The sequence below is a fragment of the Staphylococcus caprae genome (assembly GCF_002902725.1).
Taxonomy (GTDB): domain Bacteria; phylum Bacillota; class Bacilli; order Staphylococcales; family Staphylococcaceae; genus Staphylococcus; species Staphylococcus caprae.
This window is the reverse complement of record NZ_PPRT01000021.1, coordinates 1-19720: the sequence shown is the minus strand read 5'-3', so window position 1 is coordinate 19720 and position 19720 is coordinate 1. Positions and strand designations below refer to the sequence as shown.

21 protein-coding genes and 1 riboswitch are annotated in these 19720 nt (G+C 35.1%); of the genes, 13 read left to right on the top strand and 8 right to left on the bottom strand.

Annotation, left to right across the window (positions count from 1 at the left end):
- Positions 1-127 precede the first annotated feature (127 nt).
- Positions 128-1204, top strand: coding sequence for a branched-chain amino acid aminotransferase (locus CD155_RS03995; protein WP_002441129.1), 1077 nt, complete (start codon positions 128-130; stop codon positions 1202-1204).
- A 159-nt stretch (positions 1205-1363) separates the two neighbouring features.
- A complete protein-coding gene (locus CD155_RS03990; RefSeq protein ID WP_103212597.1) occupies positions 1364-2068 on the top strand; it encodes an HAD family hydrolase in 705 nt (234 codons plus the stop codon).
- A 123-nt stretch (positions 2069-2191) separates the two neighbouring features.
- Here CD155_RS03990 and CD155_RS03985 read toward each other — a convergent pair whose 3' ends face one another.
- The 4 genes from CD155_RS03985 to CD155_RS03970 form a co-directional block, all read right to left on the bottom strand.
- Positions 2192-3493, bottom strand: coding sequence for an LLM class flavin-dependent oxidoreductase (locus CD155_RS03985; RefSeq protein WP_103212596.1), 1302 nt, complete (start codon positions 3491-3493; stop codon positions 2192-2194).
- Positions 3494-3550: 57 nt separating this feature from the next.
- The gene (locus CD155_RS03980; protein WP_103212595.1) at positions 3551-4303 is read right to left on the bottom strand and encodes a 3-oxoacyl-ACP reductase; all 753 of its coding nucleotides are present in this window, start codon (positions 4301-4303) and stop codon (positions 3551-3553) included.
- Between the two features lie 106 nt (positions 4304-4409).
- A riboswitch (TPP riboswitch) is annotated at positions 4410-4509 on the bottom strand.
- 76 nt (positions 4510-4585) lie between these two features.
- Positions 4586-5251, bottom strand: a complete 666-nt coding sequence (locus CD155_RS03975) for a deoxynucleoside kinase (protein ID WP_002441135.1) — start codon at positions 5249-5251, stop codon at positions 4586-4588.
- Positions 5244-5861, bottom strand: coding sequence for a deoxynucleoside kinase (locus CD155_RS03970; protein ID WP_103212594.1), 618 nt, complete (start codon positions 5859-5861; stop codon positions 5244-5246). Before CD155_RS03970 ends, CD155_RS03975 begins: the two co-directional genes overlap by 8 nt.
- A 66-nt stretch (positions 5862-5927) precedes the next feature.
- Between CD155_RS03970 and tadA the strand changes: the two genes are divergently transcribed.
- From tadA to CD155_RS03955, 3 genes are all read left to right on the top strand, one after another.
- Positions 5928-6434 carry a tRNA adenosine(34) deaminase TadA gene (gene tadA, locus CD155_RS03965; RefSeq protein ID WP_103212593.1) on the top strand — a complete coding sequence of 169 codons (507 nt, stop codon included), beginning with the start codon at positions 5928-5930 and terminating at the stop codon, positions 6432-6434.
- 91 nt (positions 6435-6525) lie between these two features.
- Complete coding sequence (locus CD155_RS03960; RefSeq protein ID WP_103212592.1) at positions 6526-7401, top strand: Cof-type HAD-IIB family hydrolase; 876 nt, start codon at positions 6526-6528, stop codon at positions 7399-7401.
- A gap of 16 nt (positions 7402-7417) precedes the next feature.
- Positions 7418-7984 (top strand): NADPH-dependent FMN reductase, encoded by a 567-nt coding sequence (locus tag CD155_RS03955; RefSeq protein WP_002441143.1) that lies wholly within the window; start codon positions 7418-7420, stop codon positions 7982-7984.
- A 233-nt stretch (positions 7985-8217) separates the two neighbouring features.
- Here CD155_RS03955 and CD155_RS03950 read toward each other — a convergent pair whose 3' ends face one another.
- Positions 8218-9708, bottom strand: a complete 1491-nt coding sequence (locus CD155_RS03950) for a glycosyltransferase family 4 protein (protein ID WP_103212591.1) — start codon at positions 9706-9708, stop codon at positions 8218-8220.
- A gap of 240 nt (positions 9709-9948) precedes the next feature.
- On the opposite strand from CD155_RS03950, the gene CD155_RS03945 reads away from it, so the two are divergent.
- On the top strand, positions 9949-11247 hold the full coding sequence (locus tag CD155_RS03945) for an MFS transporter (protein ID WP_103212590.1): 1299 nt from the start codon (positions 9949-9951) through the stop codon (positions 11245-11247).
- Between the two features lie 434 nt (positions 11248-11681).
- Here the strand turns inward: CD155_RS03945 and folE2 are convergent, their stop codons facing one another.
- The 3 genes from folE2 to CD155_RS03930 are packed head-to-tail and all read right to left on the bottom strand — an operon-like array spanning position 11682 to position 13618.
- Entirely contained in the window at positions 11682-12560 is an 879-nt protein-coding gene (gene folE2 / locus CD155_RS03940; RefSeq protein ID WP_002441149.1) for a GTP cyclohydrolase FolE2, read from the bottom strand.
- A 13-nt stretch (positions 12561-12573) separates the two neighbouring features.
- Complete coding sequence (gene bshB2, locus CD155_RS03935) at positions 12574-13239, bottom strand: bacillithiol biosynthesis deacetylase BshB2 (RefSeq protein WP_002441151.1); 666 nt, start codon at positions 13237-13239, stop codon at positions 12574-12576.
- A gap of 16 nt (positions 13240-13255) precedes the next feature.
- The gene (locus CD155_RS03930; RefSeq protein WP_172605857.1) at positions 13256-13618 is read right to left on the bottom strand and encodes a YojF family protein; all 363 of its coding nucleotides are present in this window, start codon (positions 13616-13618) and stop codon (positions 13256-13258) included.
- Between the two features lie 372 nt (positions 13619-13990).
- Here CD155_RS03930 and nagB point away from each other — a divergent pair, with 372 nt between their 5' ends.
- From nagB to CD155_RS03895, 7 genes are all read left to right on the top strand, one after another.
- Positions 13991-14725: a glucosamine-6-phosphate deaminase gene (gene nagB / locus CD155_RS03925; protein WP_103212588.1), complete on the top strand. Its 735-nt coding sequence runs from the start codon at positions 13991-13993 to the stop codon at positions 14723-14725.
- Positions 14726-14829: 104 nt separating this feature from the next.
- A complete protein-coding gene (hxlA, locus tag CD155_RS03920; RefSeq protein ID WP_037541131.1) occupies positions 14830-15462 on the top strand; it encodes a 3-hexulose-6-phosphate synthase in 633 nt (210 codons plus the stop codon).
- A gap of 1 nt (position 15463) precedes the next feature.
- Positions 15464-16012: a 6-phospho-3-hexuloisomerase gene (gene hxlB, locus CD155_RS03915; protein ID WP_070832756.1), complete on the top strand. Its 549-nt coding sequence runs from the start codon at positions 15464-15466 to the stop codon at positions 16010-16012.
- 125 nt (positions 16013-16137) lie between these two features.
- Positions 16138-16785 (top strand): HAD family hydrolase, encoded by a 648-nt coding sequence (locus tag CD155_RS03910; protein WP_103212587.1) that lies wholly within the window; start codon positions 16138-16140, stop codon positions 16783-16785.
- Between the two features lie 112 nt (positions 16786-16897).
- Positions 16898-18265, top strand: a complete 1368-nt coding sequence (locus CD155_RS03905; RefSeq protein WP_103212586.1) for an AMP-binding protein — start codon at positions 16898-16900, stop codon at positions 18263-18265.
- On the top strand, positions 18262-19401 hold the full coding sequence (locus tag CD155_RS03900; RefSeq protein ID WP_103212585.1) for a thiolase family protein: 1140 nt from the start codon (positions 18262-18264) through the stop codon (positions 19399-19401). Before CD155_RS03905 ends, CD155_RS03900 begins: the two co-directional genes overlap by 4 nt.
- Positions 19376-19720, top strand: a 345-nt coding sequence (locus CD155_RS03895; RefSeq protein WP_103212584.1) for a VraC family protein, incomplete at its 3' end; no start/stop codon positions are given. The genes CD155_RS03900 and CD155_RS03895, both read left to right, overlap by 26 nt.

Sequence of the window (19720 nt, the reverse complement as noted above, 5' to 3'; positions counted from 1 at the left end):
TAAGAATACATAATTACATTTGGGTATTTATTTTGAATATTTAGAAAACTTATTGAATAGTAAATATACGATTGATATAATCTAGTATAACTATTCGATTGGGAGAAATTATTAGGAGGCAATAATCATGTCAGAAAAAGTAAAATTTGAACAACGAGATAACTTAAAAGAGAAGCCAGATCCATCCAATTTAGGCTTCGGTCAATATTTCACAGACTACATGTTAAGTCTGGATTATGACGCAGATAAAGGTTGGCATGATATGAAGATTGTGCCTTACGCACCATTAGAAGTTTCACCAGCTGCGCAAGGTTTACATTATGGTCAAGCAGTTTTCGAAGGTCTTAAAGCATATAAACATAATGATGAAGTCGTTTTATTCCGTCCAGACCAAAATTTCAAACGTATTAATAATTCATTAGCACGTTTAGAAATGCCTGAAGTAGATGAAGAGGCTTTACTAGAAGGATTGAAACAACTTATTGATGTTGAACGTGATTGGGTACCAGAAGGAGAAGGACAATCTTTATACATTCGTCCGTTCGTCTTCGCAACAGAAGGTATACTTGGTGTACGTGCGTCTCAACAATATAAATTATTAATTATCTTATCACCATCCGGTGCTTATTACGGTGGAGACACATTGAAAGCAACAAAAATCTATGTGGAAGATGAATATGTACGTGCCGTTCGTGGTGGTGTAGGATTCGCTAAAGTTGCTGGTAACTATGCTGCTAGCTTACTTGCACAAACCAATGCTAACAAGCTCGGATATGACCAAGTTTTATGGCTAGATGGTGTTGAGCAGAAATATGTTGAAGAAGTGGGTAGCATGAACATCTTCTTCGTTGAAAATGGAAAAGTAGTTACGCCAGCATTAAATGGTAGTATTTTACCAGGTATCACTAGAAAATCAATTATCCAATTAGCTGAAGATTTAGGATATGAAGTTGAAGAACGTAAAGTTTCTATCGAAGAATTATTCAATGCTTACGATAAAGGTGAACTTACAGAAGTATTTGGTTCAGGTACAGCAGCAGTTATTTCACCTGTTGGTACACTTCGCTATGAAGACAGAGAAATTGTTATCAATAACAACGAACCTGGTGAAATTACACAAAAACTTTACGATACTTATACAGGAATCCAAAGTGGCAAATTAGAAGATAAATACGGCTGGAGAGTAGAAGTCCCTAAATATTAATTTGTCTTTTTCAGAAAGAGCTTTCTCATATGAGAGGGCTCTTTTTAAATACCATTATTATCAATAACAATCCTCTTTTCTATAATTATCGATGTCTCTATATTACAATAATAGATAAACGTATAAACTAATAAAATCATTTTCAGGAGAGAAGTAAAGATGGAATGGATATTATTTGATAAAGATGGCACGCTCATCGAATTTGATAAAAGTTGGGAGAAAATTGGTGTCCGTCTCGTTGATAAACTATTAGAAACATTTCCGGTTCATGACAAAGAGGTTGCGCATCGTCAACTTGGAATTATCGATGACAAAATTGTTCCTGATTCAGTGATGGGTTCAGGATCTCTAGGAGATATGATTAAATCTTTTAATGATGTGACGGGTCAAGATACAACGGACTGGACAAGAGATACAAGTCAAGAACTTGTTGATACGAGAGTTCCTGAAAATAACTGGATTGAAGGCGTACAAGATGTGATTCAAGAACTTAGAAATGAAGGCTATAAAATTGGTATTGTCACAAGCGATACGAAAAAAGGCGTGAATCAATTTTTAGAGGAAACACAGTCGAAATCATTATTCGATCTCATCATCTCTACAGAAACACATGCTGAAGAGAAACCTAATCCAAAGGTGTTGGCACCCTTATTTGATGCATATGATGTTTCACCAAATCAAGTGGCGATGATAGGTGATACAGCCAACGATATGAAAACGGCAATTAATGCTAAACTAGGACTAGGCATTGGTGTACTCACTGGGATTGCTAAAAGAGAAGAATTGCATGGAGCGGATGTCATTATTGATAGTGCTAAAGATGTGAAACAAATTTTAGACCAGTACAAAAATGAATCAAATTGATATAGAAAAGCGTGGGAACTTGAATCACTATACTAAACCAAAGTACAACTTTTGGGTACAGTACAGACTCAAGAAAAAGACCACGCTTTTTAAAATATCTTAGTTGCGCTTTAACGTTTTGCTTTATTCTAATCCTAAACGCATACGGAAGGTTTCATCTTGATAAGCACTTCTGAATCGTCCACGTTTTTGTAATTCAGGTACAATCAATTCCACAAAATCTTCTAAACTATAAGGTAAAGAAGGTGGCATAAGATTAAAACCATCAGCGACGCCTTCATCTATCCATTTCTCCATGGTATCTACAATTTCTTCGGGTGTACCTATTAGAGTAAGATGGCCACCTCCCGCACTCAAATATCCTAGTAATTCGCGTACAGTAGGTTGTTTGTCTTCAATAATGGCGAGCACGGTTTCATAACGGCCAACGGGGCCTTTGAACGCTTCAACAGGTGGTAAGTCTGGTACAGGTTGATCCAGTTCCCAATTTGAACAATCTTGTTGAACGAAAAAGCTCAATTGCTTTAAGGCATCTTCAATAGGTAGGTAACGATCTAATTCTGCTTTTTTAGCCATTGCTTGCTCGTGTGTCTCTGCCACGTACGTAACTAAACCAGGAAAAATTTTGATGGTTCTATTTGGGTTTTCACTTTTAGCAATGGCATCAGACAATTTGTCACGGTAAGCACGTGCTTGTTCAATATTCCAAGAGACAGAATAAACAGCATCAGCATATTTTGCGGCTAGTGCGACACCTTCTTTAGAGGCACCGGCCTGCATAGATATTGGTTTTCCTTGAGGGCTTTGTGGCGTTGTTAATGGCCCACGTACTTGAAAGTTGTCATCTTTATGATTGAAAGGTTGAATATCGTTAGATTCTAGTATTTTATCGTCCTGTCTGTTAGGAACGAAAGATGAAGTTGACCATGATGTAAACAATTGGTTCATGACTGACGCAAATTCATCCGCTTTTTTATAACGTTCAGATCTTTCTGGTAACTTTTTAAGACTGTGATTTTGAGCTTCTGCATCGGTCATAGATGTGACTAAGTTCCATCCCACTCGACCTTGAGTTATATGATCTAGACTGAGTAATTGTCGTGCTGCTGTAAATGGATTTGAAAAGGTGCTAGAGATTGTGGGTACCAAACCAACATGAGAGGTCACTTGAGCAATTGCGGTTAAATTAATGATAGGGTCAAACCAAAACGCAGGCAACGTTGTATCATCACTTGCATTAAAAGCTTGATTATCTGCAAAAAATACAACATCAAAATATCCTTTTTCAGCAATTTGAGCCAGATGCTGATAGTACGATATGTCTCCGATTTGTTCTATATACGAATCATCCATTCGCCATGCTGCTTGATGATGTCCACATCCATAAAGTAAAACACCTATGTTAAGTTCACGAGATTCTTCCAATTATGACACCTCTTTGTCTCTCTATTTTAATAAAGAATGACTCGAAAAATTGAGACATTAATTCATTGTTAATCCGCCATCAACTGTAATATTTTGACCAGTGATGCCACGAGCTTCATCTGATGCCAAATAGGCCACCATATTTGCTACATCTTGTGGTGTAGTTACCTTTTTTAAAGGTGTAGTTTGAGCAATTAAATCAAATACTTCAGGTGTCGTGACTGCACTTGCGTCTGTTGTTTTTAATAATCCTCCAGAAACGACATTTGCAGTAATCCCATATTGTCCTAACTCTGCTGCAATGTTACGTGTGAATCCTATCAAGCCAGCCTTTGCAGTAGTATATTCATGATAAGGAACTACAGGATTTTGATATAAATTTGTGCCGATATTTATAATTCTGCCATCTTGCTGGTTGATAAATTGCGGAATGACACTTTGAGTGACATTGAATGCAGCTTTTAAAGTGCCGTCCAGTTGTTGTTGGTAATCATCCCATGTTAAATCTTTGAAACTTTTTTGTTGATTAGGATCAAATTTAAAGTTAACTAACGCATTATTAATCACAATATCGATGTTTCCAAAGTGTGCTGTAGCTGTTTCAATCATTTGTTTAACTTCATCACGACACGTCACATCTGCTTGAATTGCGATGGCTTTTTCATCACTTATATGTTCAATTAACGCTTCGGCTTTTTCTTTACTCTGCTTGTAATTGACGACGACATTATAACCTTTCTCAATTAATGTTTGAGCGATTTTAGCGCCTAGGCCACGACTGCTTCCTGTAACGATTGCTGTTTTTGACATAATAATCCTCCAATAAAATAATTGTAATTAGGTAAAAAAATGCACAACCCTTCCGTAAGAAAAGTTGTGCATCTTAGTGATTAAATATTAAAACAGTTTAATGGTAAGATTGATGTCCACACTTTCCTACGCTAGTTCGAACTAGTTCAGGTTCAAAGGGTTTGGATTGTCTCCATCTCAGTTAAAAAACACCCCTAGTGCAAATAATTAACTTGTAATATTAACGTATATTTAATTTATATGGTTGTCAAACATAGGATATGAACTATGTTTCAAGTCGTTTTACGATCTTGTATCTACATTTCGATGTGTCTGTATGATGTGTGCAATTTTCTCAATAATTGGGTCTAATGAATCGAAATCTTCATGAATATCATACTCATTGATATTGACTCGCACGACAGGACACGCATTGAAATTGTTAATCCAATCTTCATAACGTTTAAATAACTTCTTCCAATATTCTGGATCTGTATTGATTTCCATGTCACGACCACGTTGCTTAATACGGTCAATGACCTCGTCATAATCACATTCTAAATAAATCAGTACATCTGGTTTTGGAAAATAAGGTGTCATTACCATAGCATTAAATAATTCTGCGTATGTATGGTAATCTTCCTGACTCATTGTACCTTGTTCTTCGTGCATTTTCGCAAAGATATCAACATCTTCATAGATAGAGCGGTCTTGCACAAACCCGCCACCATATTCAAACATACGTTTTTGTTCCTTGAAACGTTCCGCTAAAAAGTATATTTGTAGGTGAAAACTCCAACGTTCGAAGTCGTGATAAAACTTATCTAAGTAAGGATTATGATCAACATTTTCAAAAGAAGTTTTAAAATTTAATTTGTCAGCAAGTGCTTGCGTTAATGTAGATTTACCTACACCTACAGTACCTGCAATCGTAATCACTGCATTTTGAGGAATGCCAAAATTATTCATCTTTGCTATCTCCAATCATGGGTTTTATTAATTCTAAAATTTCTTTATAATCGTTATCATTTTCCACAAAATCTTTCTCGGTTGTATCAATAAGGATCACGTTTGCGCCTTCCTTTTTTAAAGATTCATAATATGCTTTATAATCTTTTTTCAATGTTAATAAATAATCATCTTCAATCGTATGTTCGAAGTCACGATTACGTTTGGCTATTCTAGATTTCAAAATATCTAAATCTGCATCTAAAAAGATAATCATATTAGGCATTTCAAGATCCTCAGTTAAAATATCATAAATACGGCTGAATTTATCAAATTCTTTCTCATCTAACGTATTGCTCGCAAAAATTTTATTCTTATGTATGTGGTAATCACTTACAACACCTTGATCTAACGCTTCAAGATCTCTAATTTGTTTATATCTATTACACAAAAAGAACATTTCAGTTTGCAAACTCCATTTTTCAATATCGTCATAAAAATCTGAGAGAAATGGATTTTCGTCAACAATTTCTCGTTCTTCATAATAGTTAAGCGTCTGACTGAGCTTGTGTGCAAGTGAGGATTTACCTACACCTATAGGTCCTTCAATTGCAATAAATGGTTTATTCATATTCACTTCTCCAAATGTTAAAATAGACATTGAGTATTGTACCATAAGTGAGGTATTGCAACACATATGAGAACTGATAATGATTACATGCGTTTAGCAATTAAAGAAGCAAGAAAGGCTCAAGAACTAGGGGAAGTTCCAATTGGCGCTGTCATCGTGAAAGATAATCACGTTATTGCTCGCGCTCATAATTTGAGGGAAACATTACAACAACCCACGGCTCACGCTGAACACATTGCTATCGAAAGAGCGTCAGAAGTGATTGGGAGTTGGCGTTTAGAAGATTGCACGTTGTACGTCACTTTGGAACCGTGTGTGATGTGTGCAGGTGCAATTGTGATGAGTCGTATTCCACGCGTCGTTTACGGTGCTGTTGATCCTAAAGGTGGCTGTACAGGGAGTTTAATGAACTTATTAGCACAGCCGCAATTTAATCACAGAGCGATAGTTGAGTCTGGTATTTTGGAAAATGAATGCAGCACACTGCTACGTGAATTTTTCAAAAATATACGCCAACACAAAAGAGCCCTCAAACAAGCCAAGATACAAAATGACACAAATTTGTTAGAATAACTGTGTAAATTAAAGGTGACTATTCACGTTCGCCTTTTCAAAAAATAAAACATAAATATTACCTTCAAACAGGAAGAAACGAGGTCAATGAATGATAAAGTTAATTGCAACAGATATGGATGGAACGCTACTTAATGCAGCACATGAAATTACTCCAGAAAATCAAGCAGCTATTAAATTTGCGCAAGAACACGGTATTACAGTCGTTATCGCAACAGGACGTGCCTTTTACGAAGCGAATACACCCGTTGCTGAAACAGATTTGAAAGTACCATATATCTGCCTGAACGGAGCAGAAGTTCGCGACGAAACGTTCAATATCATGAGCACGTCTCATCTCAATCATTCCTTAGTGAATAAGATTACAACTACGTTGAAGAAGGAAGACATTTATTATCAAGTCTATACAAATAGAGGAATTTATACAGAAGATCCTCAAAGAGATTTAGAAATATATATTGATATCGCTGAACGTGCCGGTCAAAAAGCAGATGTTGAAAAAATTAAAAATAGTATTCAAAAACGTATCGATAATGGAACTTTAAAAATTGTAGATAACTATGACAAAATTGAAGACATCCCTGGCGAATTGATTATGAAAATTTTAGCGTTCGATTCTGATTTAGGAAAAATTGATCTTGTAGGTCAAGAACTAGCCAAATCACCTAATCTTGCCGTTTCTTCTTCTTCAAGAGGTAATTTAGAAATTACGCATTCAGATGCACAAAAAGGGATTGCCTTAGCGACCATTGCTAAACAACTTGGTATTGACTTAGAGAATGTCATGGCACTCGGAGATAACTTAAATGATATTTCGATGCTAGAAAGAGTAGGCTACCCTGTAGCCATGGATAATGCTGCACCAGAAGTGAAAGCTGTGGCTAAGTATGTCACTGATACAAATGAAAATAGTGGCGTCGGTAAAGCAATTATGAAATTTTTAAAAGATGAAAATCAATTATCATAAACAAGAGGTGTAAATAATGAAAGGATTAATTATAGTAGGTAGTGCTAGAGTAGGTTCACATACGAACGCGTTAGCTAAATACCTTACAGGTCAATTAGACGAACACGGGGTGGATGTTGAAATATTCGATTTAGCTGAAACGCCTATTCATCAATTAGACTTTTCAGGTACAACTCAAGCGGTTGATGAGATTAAGAAGAATGTGAAAGATCTTCAAGAAAAGGCCATGAATGCTGATTTCTTCATTCTAGGAACGCCTAATTATCATGGTTCATATTCTGGAATTCTTAAAAATGCACTCGACCATCTCAACATGGATTACTTTAAAATGAAACCCGTAGGTCTAATTGGTAATAGTGGAGGCATAGTAAGCTCAGAACCTTTATCTCATTTAAGAGTGATTGTACGTAGTTTATTAGGGATTGCCGTACCAACGCAAATCGCTACACATGATTCAGATTATGCTAAATTGGACGATGGTACATTATATTTAGAGGATAATGAATTCCAATTACGTGCAAAATTATTCGTAGACCAAATCGTCTCATTTGTAAATAATAGTCCATATGAACATTTGAAATAAAAAGTATCATAGCGAACGGTTCCTCTATTTATTACAATCGCCATTTCCTAGAGGTTCCTCATACACTGTCGACAAAGCTTTTGCTTTTGTTGGCAGTGTTTTTTGTAACATAAATTTCCAAATAGTATCCCTCTAAAAAAGGGGGGAATAGGAACATAATTTAGCCCTCTACTGCCCATATGTTAAAAAAGGCTAAGACAATAAATAATGCCTTAGCCGCCTGTCCAATACCACTAGTTAAATAAACTTAATAGCTGTTCCCATCTTTTTATAATGGCGTCTTTACTATAATTTTGTGACGTTTCAATACTGTTTTTGGAATACATTTTTTGTAATTCAGGATTTAAAAGTAAATTTCTAACCTTTTCATATAGCTGATTCTCATCATTAAAATTAACGAGTAATCCGTTATAATCATTGATAATTAATTCGCTTGGTCCATATTTAATATCATAGCTAATCGTAGGTACACCATGTGATTGCGATTCTAATAACGCTAATGAAAAACCTTCCATATTACTTGTTACCAAACTTACATATGCCGTCTTGAACTCATCAGACAAATCATTAATAAAACCTCTTAGGAATACATGATTATTTAAATGATATTCTTGAATTAAATCTTTTAGTTTTCTTTCTTCAGCACCAAATCCATATAAATGTAATTCAATATGAGGAAATTCATCTTTTAATTTATTTACAAGTCGAACCTGTTGTTCTAATTGTTTTTCAGGAGAATATCTCGCCACTGATATTAATTTTTGATTCTGATAACCGAAGTTAGACTCGGCCGCCTCCTCTGAAAAGCCTACAGGAATCGCATAAACAGGGATCACATCACGAATTCTATGGCTCACATCTTCTTTTTGTTGTTGTGTCGAAACAACGATTGCACGATAACGCCCTAAATGGTCGAACACACCTTTATACACATTTTTTATACGAGAGTGTTCTAAATCGCTGATATCTTTGACATGCGTACTATGTAAAACAGCGACTACAGGAATAGTGTTTGATACTGAATTGAAAACATGTGATGTAATTAAATTTCTATCACTAAAGAATACATCGCCATTTTGATATAATTTTTCTATGAAAAATGCACCTAATTCATTGTCATTATTGAAAAATAAGACTCTTTCACAGTAATTCAATAGTATTTTCTTTGCTACGTTAGGTTCATTTGAATCAATATCATAGTACTTTTCAATTTTTACTTCGCCACTTGGAGAATGATAAAACTCTGATTGTATTTTTTGATCTGTTGATAAAATTCTTGTACAACTTAAAAATCCGCGCGTATCATAGAGTTCTCGTTTAATTTTTCTACGAGATGTATCAAAATAGTTGATATAATCAATTTTTCGTAGTGTGTCATCACTAAAATGAGCGTACATAATAAAGTTTTCACCATCATACACCCGCACATCGTTCGCTTGGTGCACATCTCTAACAGTATAGCCACATTCTTCTTCCCAATAATGTAACCAATTTTTACTAAATATAGACATCACATTTGTTGATTCTTGTAAATAATCATACATATTAATGTAATCTTCATTAGTTATATAATTTGAAGCCGTATCTGTTAAATAACGATTCCATGCTAGTAGCACAATTCTTGCTGAATAATGATATTCTTTAAAAAGATTTAAACGATTAATAATAGCTTTTTCTATACCAGTGATTTTTTGACCTATATTATTTCCTACAAAATAAAACATTCAATACCTCTTAAGTTTAAATTTATTTTACAAATATTGTAACATAATAAAATCTTTAAATATAAAATGAACTAAAAATAAAAAAATAGAAAAATTGATTAATCCTACTAATATCAACGATTTGCATGTAATCAAACCAACCTAACAGTCAGAAAATTTAAAATATTGTTAGCGCTTACACACATTTTTATGATAGACTTACACGGAAGAGATGTTTCAAATAAAGGGGTGGGGGATACAATGAAACGTTATCGATATTTTATTATTACGATGATTGTCATTATGACAATGATTAATTACATCGATCGTGGCGCAATTTCTTATGCACAAGAAGATATCATAAAGGAATTTGGCTTTGACAATATTGCTTGGGGGTCTATCCTAGGCTACTTCGGTTACGGTTATATGTTTGGTTCATTACTAGGTGGAATTACAGCAGATAAAAAGGGACCAAAATTTGTTTGGATTTTAGCGGGCGCAGCATGGTCAATCGTTGAAATTGCTATGGCATTTGCGGGTGAGCTCGGTATAGCTGTATTTGGAGGATCAGCACTTGCAGGTTTTGGTTTACTGCGCGTACTTTTCGGTATCTCAGAAGGACCAATCTTTTCAACAATTAGTAAAACAAATGCCAACTGGGCAGCGCCAAAAGAACGTGGCGTATTATCAGCCTTAGGATTAATTGGTGTTCCATTAGGCGCACTCATTACTGCACCGATTGTGTCAGGTTTCCTTTCAGTCGCGAACTGGCGTATACTCTTTGTTTTATTAGGGATTCTCGGTCTAGTCTGGGTTATGATTTGGGCAAAGGTTTTTACAGATTACCCAGAAGATAATAAAAAGGTTTCAGAAGAAGAGTTAGACGAAATCCGATCCACGGAAGATAGTCTAAATGTCGAGAAAACAGTCGAAACAGAAGACGCAAGTGAAAAATGGTATCATTTTTTCAAAAGTCCAACACTTGTCGGGAATATGATTGGCTACTTTGGATTCCAGTACGTGAACTTTCTCATTTTGACTTGGACACCAAAGTATCTCCAAGATGAATATCATTTTCAAATCCATTCATTATGGTATCTAGGAATGATTCCATGGATTGGCGCATGTTTTACTGCCTATTTCGGCGGTCAAATGTCCGATTGGCTCCGTAAAAAGACGGGTAGTTTAAGAATCGCACGATCATATTTTTCAATTGCAGGCATGATTTGTGCGGCAATCTGTTTCTTAATTATTCCATTCACACATAGTATTGTCGCTGTCATGATACTGATGATGCTCGGTAACGCATTTATCTTCCTACCAAACGCTGTTTATTGGGCAGTCATTATTGATACAGCACCAAATAAGACCGGCACATATGGAGGGATTACACACTTCTTCGTTAATACCGCTACTGTGATTGCACCAACTTTAACAGGTTATCTCGTTGCAACACATGGTTATTCAACAATGTTTATCTCAGCAGTTGTCGCTTCAATCGTTAGTATTGTAGCAATGTGCTTTGTTAAACCAGGTGAGAAGAAGATGGCCAAACATTAGCTTACGCCTGGCGCAACTTTTATTTGGTAAAAGGTCTATGCTATACGCTCATGAGAAGTTATAAATTAAATTAAAGAAAAAACAGGCATTGCTTCGCACGTAGTGAGGCAATGCCTGTTTTCATAACAATAAAAGTATATTATTTAGACTGTAGAAAACCTTATTAAACGATTAAGTAGGGAAACTAATACTTCGTATTGTTTAGCTCCCTTGCCGCGGGCATGGCTTGGGAGTGATACAGAATTCTAGAATTTAAGAATTCGTATTATCACCCCCGCAAGGATGATTAGATGTTGAGCCATTTTATGAGCTCAATATCAATCAGCTACTGCGTAGCCTGTCTTTTAAAAATCAACTGACTTACAAGTAGTCTCAAGACGCATGCTATTCCTGCAGGCGTGTCGCCACAATACTCCTTTTGGCGACATGTGCTTTTATTTTCTATATTTTAGGCGGGCGAATGCGTCGTGTTGGTGAATAGATTCTTCGTTACGACATTCTATATCGAAGCCATCAATCCAATCAAAATCAACTAAATCTGCTGCAATTAATCGAATTAAATCTTCTACAAAGCGTGGGTTTTCATATGCACGTTCTGTTACACGTTTTTCATCTGGACGTTTCAAGATTGGATATAAAATCGAACTCGCATTGGCTTCCATCGCATCTAAAATTTTATCTTTATAATCATCAACGACATCTGTGTCTTTATTTAAATAAGTTTTGACCGTAACGATACCACGTTGATTGTGCGCTGAGTATTCACTAATCTCTTTAGAGCAAGGACATAACGTTGTCACTGCAGCTTCGATAGTTAGTTCTTTACGTGTCACTTTTTCGCCGTCGATGGCTAAACCGTATGTGACATCAGCATTTCCAATCGCTTTTATATGAGTGACTGGGCTAAAACGGTCAAAGAACCATTTTCCTGATACATCAACCCCAGCTGCATTTTGGTTCATTTTTTCTTGAAGTGTACGTAAGACTTGATAAAGCGTATTGAATTCAAGTTCAATGCCGTTGTTATAATGCTTTTCAACGCTTTCTAATATACGGCTCATGTTGATGCCTTTTTCATCTTTATTTAAACTCGTTGAAAAACTAAATAATCCAGCAGTTTGATACTGATCAATCAACACAGGATATGTTAAATTTTTAATTCCTACTTCTTCTATTTCAAATAGGAAATTTTTATGTGTACTTTGTAAATCGGTCATTTCATTTTTAGTTGTAGGTTTTGTACCTTCGACAGGGTCTACAGAGCCGAAATGTTTCCAGCGACCCTCTCGAGTAGATAAATCAAATTCTGTCATGTTTTACCTCCATTTAAGATTCGAAGTGATATGTCCAAAATGGCTCAACTTTTAAGAAACTTTGTGCTTGTCCATCAATATCAGGACTCGCAATTTGTTTTAAAAAAGGTCCTGTTTGTGAAGCATGTGCTTCAAAGGCTTTGAGTTTTAAATCACTATATTTAGAAATATCGTTTTGGATATCTGGTTGTCCTAGAATATCTGGTGCGTCGTTACTAAATGCGACAAGTGTAAGTCTTGGACGTTCAGATTCTGGCATGCGACCAACTGTACGAACGACAGCTTCGGCAGTCGCTTCGTGGTCAGGATGTACTGCGAATTTAGGATAGAATGAAATGATTAATGATGGATTTGTTTCTTCAATTAGATTTTTAATCATATTATCCATCTGATCATGTGGTTCGAATTCTACAGTTTTATCTCGTAATCCCATTTTTCGTAGGTCTGTAATACCGATTGCTCGGCAAGCATCTTCAAGTTCGCGTTCACGAACTTTAGGTAGTGATTCTCTTGTCGCAAAAGGAGGATTACCTAAGTTACGGCCCATTTGTCCTAGTGTTAAGCAAGCGTATGTGACTGGAACGCCTGCATCAATGTAACTTGCAATAGTTCCAGCAGATGAGAAAGTTTCGTCATCTGGATGTGGGAAGATGACAAGTACGTGTCTTTCATCAGTCATGAATCATAACCTCCTTTTATATTGTAAATGGCTTTTCGCTAATTTCTATTGTAGCTGCCAATTGTCCTTCGTAATTAAATCCTGCGATGAGGAATTCGTTGTCTTCGTTGACTTCAAAGTGTGTTAGCCCTTGTACATAAACCCAACCGCCATCGCGTAATTTGAGACCAACGCGATAAGGATCTTTTTCGCCACCTTTAAGTTGTGCATGTTCGTATGTGACTTGAATATTTCTTAGAAATGTACCAGCGTTAAATACACGTTCATCGAAATGGTTTGCATAGGCTCCATTTGTTGTCTCAACGTGTAAGTATATGGGTTTATTCTCATAAGAAGTTAACAAATTTAATACTTCTTGCTCATTAATAGGTTCCAACACGTTCACTCCCTTATCATTTGCAGTCTATTGTAAAGCTTTAGTAAAGGTATATCGCAACTTGTTTGTTTATAAAGCATCTATTATTCATAATTGATTTAAAAATGATGGCTATAAATAACATAATGCGATAATAGAATATCTGCAAATTCGTTTATCTATCTATTTTACTAGAAAGCGTTAAATATTTGTACACGAATGCTTGATTTAGTTAGGAAAATTTTCAATACCGGATTAAAGAGGACATATTTAAGTTTGTTAAATTACTTTAAATTAAGAATTATATTTTGTTAAATGTGTATATAACGAGTATATTATAATGGTAAGTTGGAAAGGTGTAAGTAGACAGAATTAAAATATGCCGAGGTGTTTAAAGTGAAAATCATCAATTTAGGTACAAAAAAACTTGCTTCATTTTACGTAGCGTGTGAACTATTTAAAGAAATGAGTCAACAATCTAATAGCAAGTTAGGTCTAGCTACTGGCGGGACAATGACTGATGTATATCGATATTTAGTAGGTTTATTAGAAAAGAATCAACTAGACGTCTCACATGTAGAAACATTTAATTTAGATGAATATGTCGGGTTACAGCCTAAGCATCCTCAAAGTTACCATCATTACATGGACGAAGTATTATTTAACGCATATCCTCATTTTAAAAAGGATAATATTCATATACCAAAAGGGGATAGCAAGCATTTAGAAGAGGAAGCAGAACGTTATAATCAATTACTCAATGATAAAGGACCAGTAGATATACAAATATTAGGTATTGGGGAGAATGGTCATATAGGATTCAATGAACCAGGTACGGATTTGCATAGTGAGACACATATTGTTGATTTAACTGAAAGTACGATACGTGCAAATAGTCGTTATTTTGAAAGTGAGCAAGATGTACCAAAACAAGCAGTTTCAATGGGACTTGCAAGTATATTAAAAGCGAAACGAATTATTTTACTAGCATTTGGTGAAAAAAAGAAAGAAGCCATTCATAAATTGATGACGAACCAAGTGACAAGAGACATTCCTTCTACAATTTTACATGCCCATCCGAATGTGGAAGTTTATGTAGATGATGAAGCGGCTCCAGACAGTAATGAATAAGCACATCGCTAAGGTGATTATATTTAGGTCAGTTTTAAAAAAGTAATGAAGGGTAAACACGTTCATATAAGAGTTAAATACTCGAAAATGAAAGGATGTTTTCATTGGAATTACAATTAGCAATTGATTTATTAAATAAAGAAGAAGCCGCTGAATTAGCAAAAAAAGTTGAAGAATACGTAGATATTGTTGAAATTGGTACACCGATTGTGATTAATGAAGGTTTACCATCAGTACAACACTTAAATGAAAATATTAATAATGCAAAAGTATTAGCAGATTTAAAAATTATGGACGCAGCAGATTATGAAGTAAGCCAAGCCGTTAAATTTGGCGCAGATGTTGTAACAATTTTAGGTGTAGCAGAAGATGCTTCAATTAAAGCAGCAGTTGAAGAAGCGCATAAACATGGTAAAGAATTATTAGTGGATATGATTGCCGTTCAAGATTTAGAAAAACGTGCGAAAGAATTAGATGAAATGGGTGCAGATTATATCGCTGTACACACTGGTTACGACTTACAAGCTGAAGGTCAATCTCCATTAGATAGTTTACGTACTGTTAAATCAGTGATTAAAAACTCTAAAGTCGCTGTAGCTGGTGGTATTAAACCAGATACAATTAAAGATATTGTTGCCGAAGAACCAGATTTAGTCATTGTTGGTGGCGGTATCGCAAATGCTGACGATCCTGTAGAAGCAGCAAAACAATGTCGCGATGCGATTGAAGGTAGATAGGATGTCAGAATTTAATAATTACCGTCTTATACTTGAAGAATTAGAGCATACGTTATCTCATGTTGATGATACGGATTATGAACGCTTTACGAATGATGTCATTGGTGCAGACAGAATCTTCGTAGCCGGCAAAGGCCGTTCAGGTTTTGTAGCAAATAGTTTTGCGATGCGTTTAAATCAACTTGGTGAAGATGCGTTTGTTGTAGGGGAATCAACAACACCATCTATTAAAGAACATGATTTATTTATTATTATTTCAGGATCAGGTTCAACTGAGCACTTAAGATTATTAGCTGATAAAGCAAAATCAATCGGTGCAAAAGTTGTCTTGATTACTACAAAAGCTGAGTCCTCTATTGGAGAATTAGCTGAAACAATAGTTGAATTACCGGCAGGGACTAAGCATGAGGTTGAAGGTTCAAAGCAACCATTAGGTAGTTTGTTTGAACAAGCATCGCTTGTATTTTTAGATAGCGTTGTATTACCATTAATGGATGCATTTCACATTGATGAAGAAACAATGCAGAAGAACCATGCAAATTTAGAATAATGAATAATTAAGCCATTGATTTTGTAAATTTGATACAAAGTCGATGGCTTTTTTACAATTTATCGAAATTTTAATCAAAAAAGTGTATATTTATAATGTGATTACTATTTAAGAGGTGAAACATCATGAATTTTGACAACTATATTTTTGATTTTGATGGGACTTTGGCAGATACGACTTCATGCCATGTATATGCAACGCAAGAAGCTTTTAAAAATTTAGAATTAGAAATACCTAGTGAAGATGAGATATTAAAAGTAATGAATCAACCTTTAGAAGTGGGATTTAAGTATTTAGTTAATAAAGATGTGACGAAAGCACAAGTTGAAGCATTTATCCAAGCGTATCATCAATACTATGATCGTTATGAGGTACATCATTTAAAAGAATATGCAGGCATCAGCGAAATGCTGCAATTGTTACATAATAAAAAGAAAAAACTCTTTGTGGTATCCAGTAAAAAATCAGATGTTGTGACAAAGCACTTAAATTATTTGGGACTGAATCGTTTTATGACAGATGCGTTAGGATTACATTCAAGGGAACATTTGAAGCCACATCATGAAACGTTACAGACGCTGATTCAAAATAATCATTTGAATTCAGGTCGAACAGTTTATATTGGCGATACAATTTATGATGTTAAAAGTGCCAATGCTTCAAATATTAAATCATGTGTGGTGACTTGGGGAGCACAATCTGCTCATGATTTATTACAAGAAAATCCTCATTATGTAGTTAATGAACCAGAAGAAATTATTACAATTTTATAAGTATATAACGCCTTAATTTCTGTGATGGAAGTTGAGGCGTTCTTTTTTGCGATGAGTTCTGCAGTAAATAATGTTAACATATTAATGTATAAAGTTTACATATGGTGATGACATGTTAGAAATAGTAAAAAATTTATATCGTTTTTCAGAGAGTAAACCTCATCAATTAGCACTCGTCTTTGATGAAGAGAAGTTTACCTATAGAGAGTTCATTCAAGTGATTGATGAAAGAACGAATCTATTAACTGATATCCAAAAGAATGAGAGAGTAGGTTTATTGAGCGATCATCCTATAAATAATCTTATTAATTATTTCGCAATTCATAATCTTGGTGGTCTTCCATGCTTTTTAAATCATCAATGGAGTGAATCTACAGTAAAGCAACTCGTTGAGAAGTATCAAATTGAATGGTTAATTCAAGATAAAGAGTTACTTTCAACTGGATGTGATGATAAAAACTTTGAAGATAATATTAAAAATCCGTTACTTCACATTGGATTTACTTCAGGAACGACAGGTTTGCCTAAAGCTTATTATCGGAATGAACCTTCGTGGTTAATTTCTTATGAAGAAAATGAAAAATTAATTAATCATACGTCACAAGTGATTGTAGCGCCTGGCCCTCTATCGCATTCACTCTCACTATATGCGTGTATTTACGCATTGTTTACTGGAAGAACTTTTATCGGACAAAAAGTATTTAATGCAGAGGCATTAATAGATAACATAATCAAGGTTCATCAACCGAGTGCTTTGTTTGTTGTACCGACAATGCTCCATCAACTTGTTATGAATGATTTATATGCCTCTAATATTAGCACTATTTTTAGTAGTGGAGCGAAACTTTCAAAAGAGCAATTCGATAATGTGACACAACGCTATCCTTATATAGATTTAATCGAGTTTTTCGGTACTTCTGAAGCAAGTTTTATAAGTTATAACTTGAATCAATCGGCGCCGGAGCAGTCAGTTGGTACACTGTTTCCGAATGTTGAAATTCAACTTTTAGAGCAAGATTCGAATCAAATCGGTTTGTTGATGGTGCGAAGTGACATGACATTTAGTGGATATGTAAATGAACTCGTAGTTGATGAAACATGGATTGAGACAGGTGACTATGCCTATATTGAAAACAGAAATTTATATTTAGTAGGTAGGAAGAGTGACCGACTTATAGTTGGCGGTGTGAATGTCTATCCATCTGAAATTGAACGATTGGTGATGAAGCTTAATTGTGTTGAAGAAGCTATAATTATTGGTCAACCTCATCACAAATTTGGAGAAATATTAGTTCTGTTATATACAGGTAATGAAGAATTGGAATATATAAAGTTGAAACAGTATTTAACGAAGTATCTTTCTAGGTATGAAGTTCCGTCTAAAATAAAGAAAATCGACGCTATGATTTATACAGAATCTGGAAAAATTGCTAGAGGAAAGATGAAATCTAAATATTTGAATGGGGAGATTTATTCATGAAGCAACCAGTGATTGTTACTGCCAAACGAACGGCTTTTGGTAAATATGGTGGTAACTTAAAGCATTTAGAACCTGAGCAATTGTTACAACCATTGTTTAATCATTTTAAGGAAGAATACCCTGAAATAATGGAATATATTGAGGACGTAATAATTGGAAATACAGTTGGCAATGGTGGGAATATTGCTAGGAAATCATTACTTGAAGCAGGTTTAAGCCACACGATTCCAGGTGTTACTATAGATCGACAATGCGGGTCAGGATTAGAAACCATCATCCAAGCGTGTAGGATGATACAGAGTAATGCGGGCCAAGTTTATATTGCTGGTGGTGTGGAGAGTGTGAGTAGAGCGCCATGGAAACTAAAACGTCCACAATCAGTTTATGAAGCGGAGTTTCCTCAATTCTTCGAAAGAGCATCATTTGCACCTGATGGGCAAGATCCCTCAATGATTGAAGCAGCAGAAAATGTCGCTCAAACATACCACATTTCAAGAGAAAGACAAGACGAGTTTGCCTATCGAAGTCATCAATTGACCAATGAACATATAAATAACGGGAATATTTCCCGAGAAATACTTCCTATTAAAGTTAAAGGTGCTTGGTTTGATAGAGACGAAAGTATTAAACCACGACTTACTTTAGAAAAATTAAATAGATTTAAACCTTTGCTAAATGAAGGTACTGTTACAGTAGGAAATAGTTGCATGAAAAATGATGGGGCAGTTTTACTGCTTATTATGGAAGAATCACTTGCAAAAAGGTTAGGTTTTAAAGAGGGATTAAAATTTATAGAAAGTAGCACAGTGGGTGTTGATCCTAAGTATTTAGGTATAGGTCCAGTGCCAGCTGTAACAAAGTTGATGAAAAGAACCAATATAAGTATGGAGGCTATCGATACATTGGAACTTAATGAAGCGTTTAGTTCTCAAGTCATCGCATGCCAGGATGAACTGAATATACCGATTGCGAAACTGAATCGATGGGGTGGTGCCATTGCATCTGGCCATCCATATGGTGCAAGTGGAGCAGCTTTAGTCGCTCGATTATTTCATATGAAATCCTATTATAGATCTATTGCTACTATGGGGATAGGGGGAGGCATGGGTAATGCAGTATTATTTGAAAGATGGTGAAGAAAGAAGAACGGTTACGTTTCATGAAAGTGATGTTCAAAAATATTGTCTCCTTTTCAATATAGAATTCAATGGTCACGTTCCTACTTTGATGTGTGCAAAGTTATGGCCTGAATTTGAAATTTATAAAAGTTTTGTAAAGGAAACTTTAATTTTAAAAGAGACATATATTAAAGAAATTAATAAATTAGTAACTAATGAAGACTATAGCGCGATTTTACGTAAAATTTCAGAGAAAATAATCAAAAATATTGTCAAGTATAGATATAGTTTGGAAATTAATAAAAATAACTATAAATGTATATATATAGAACAAGAA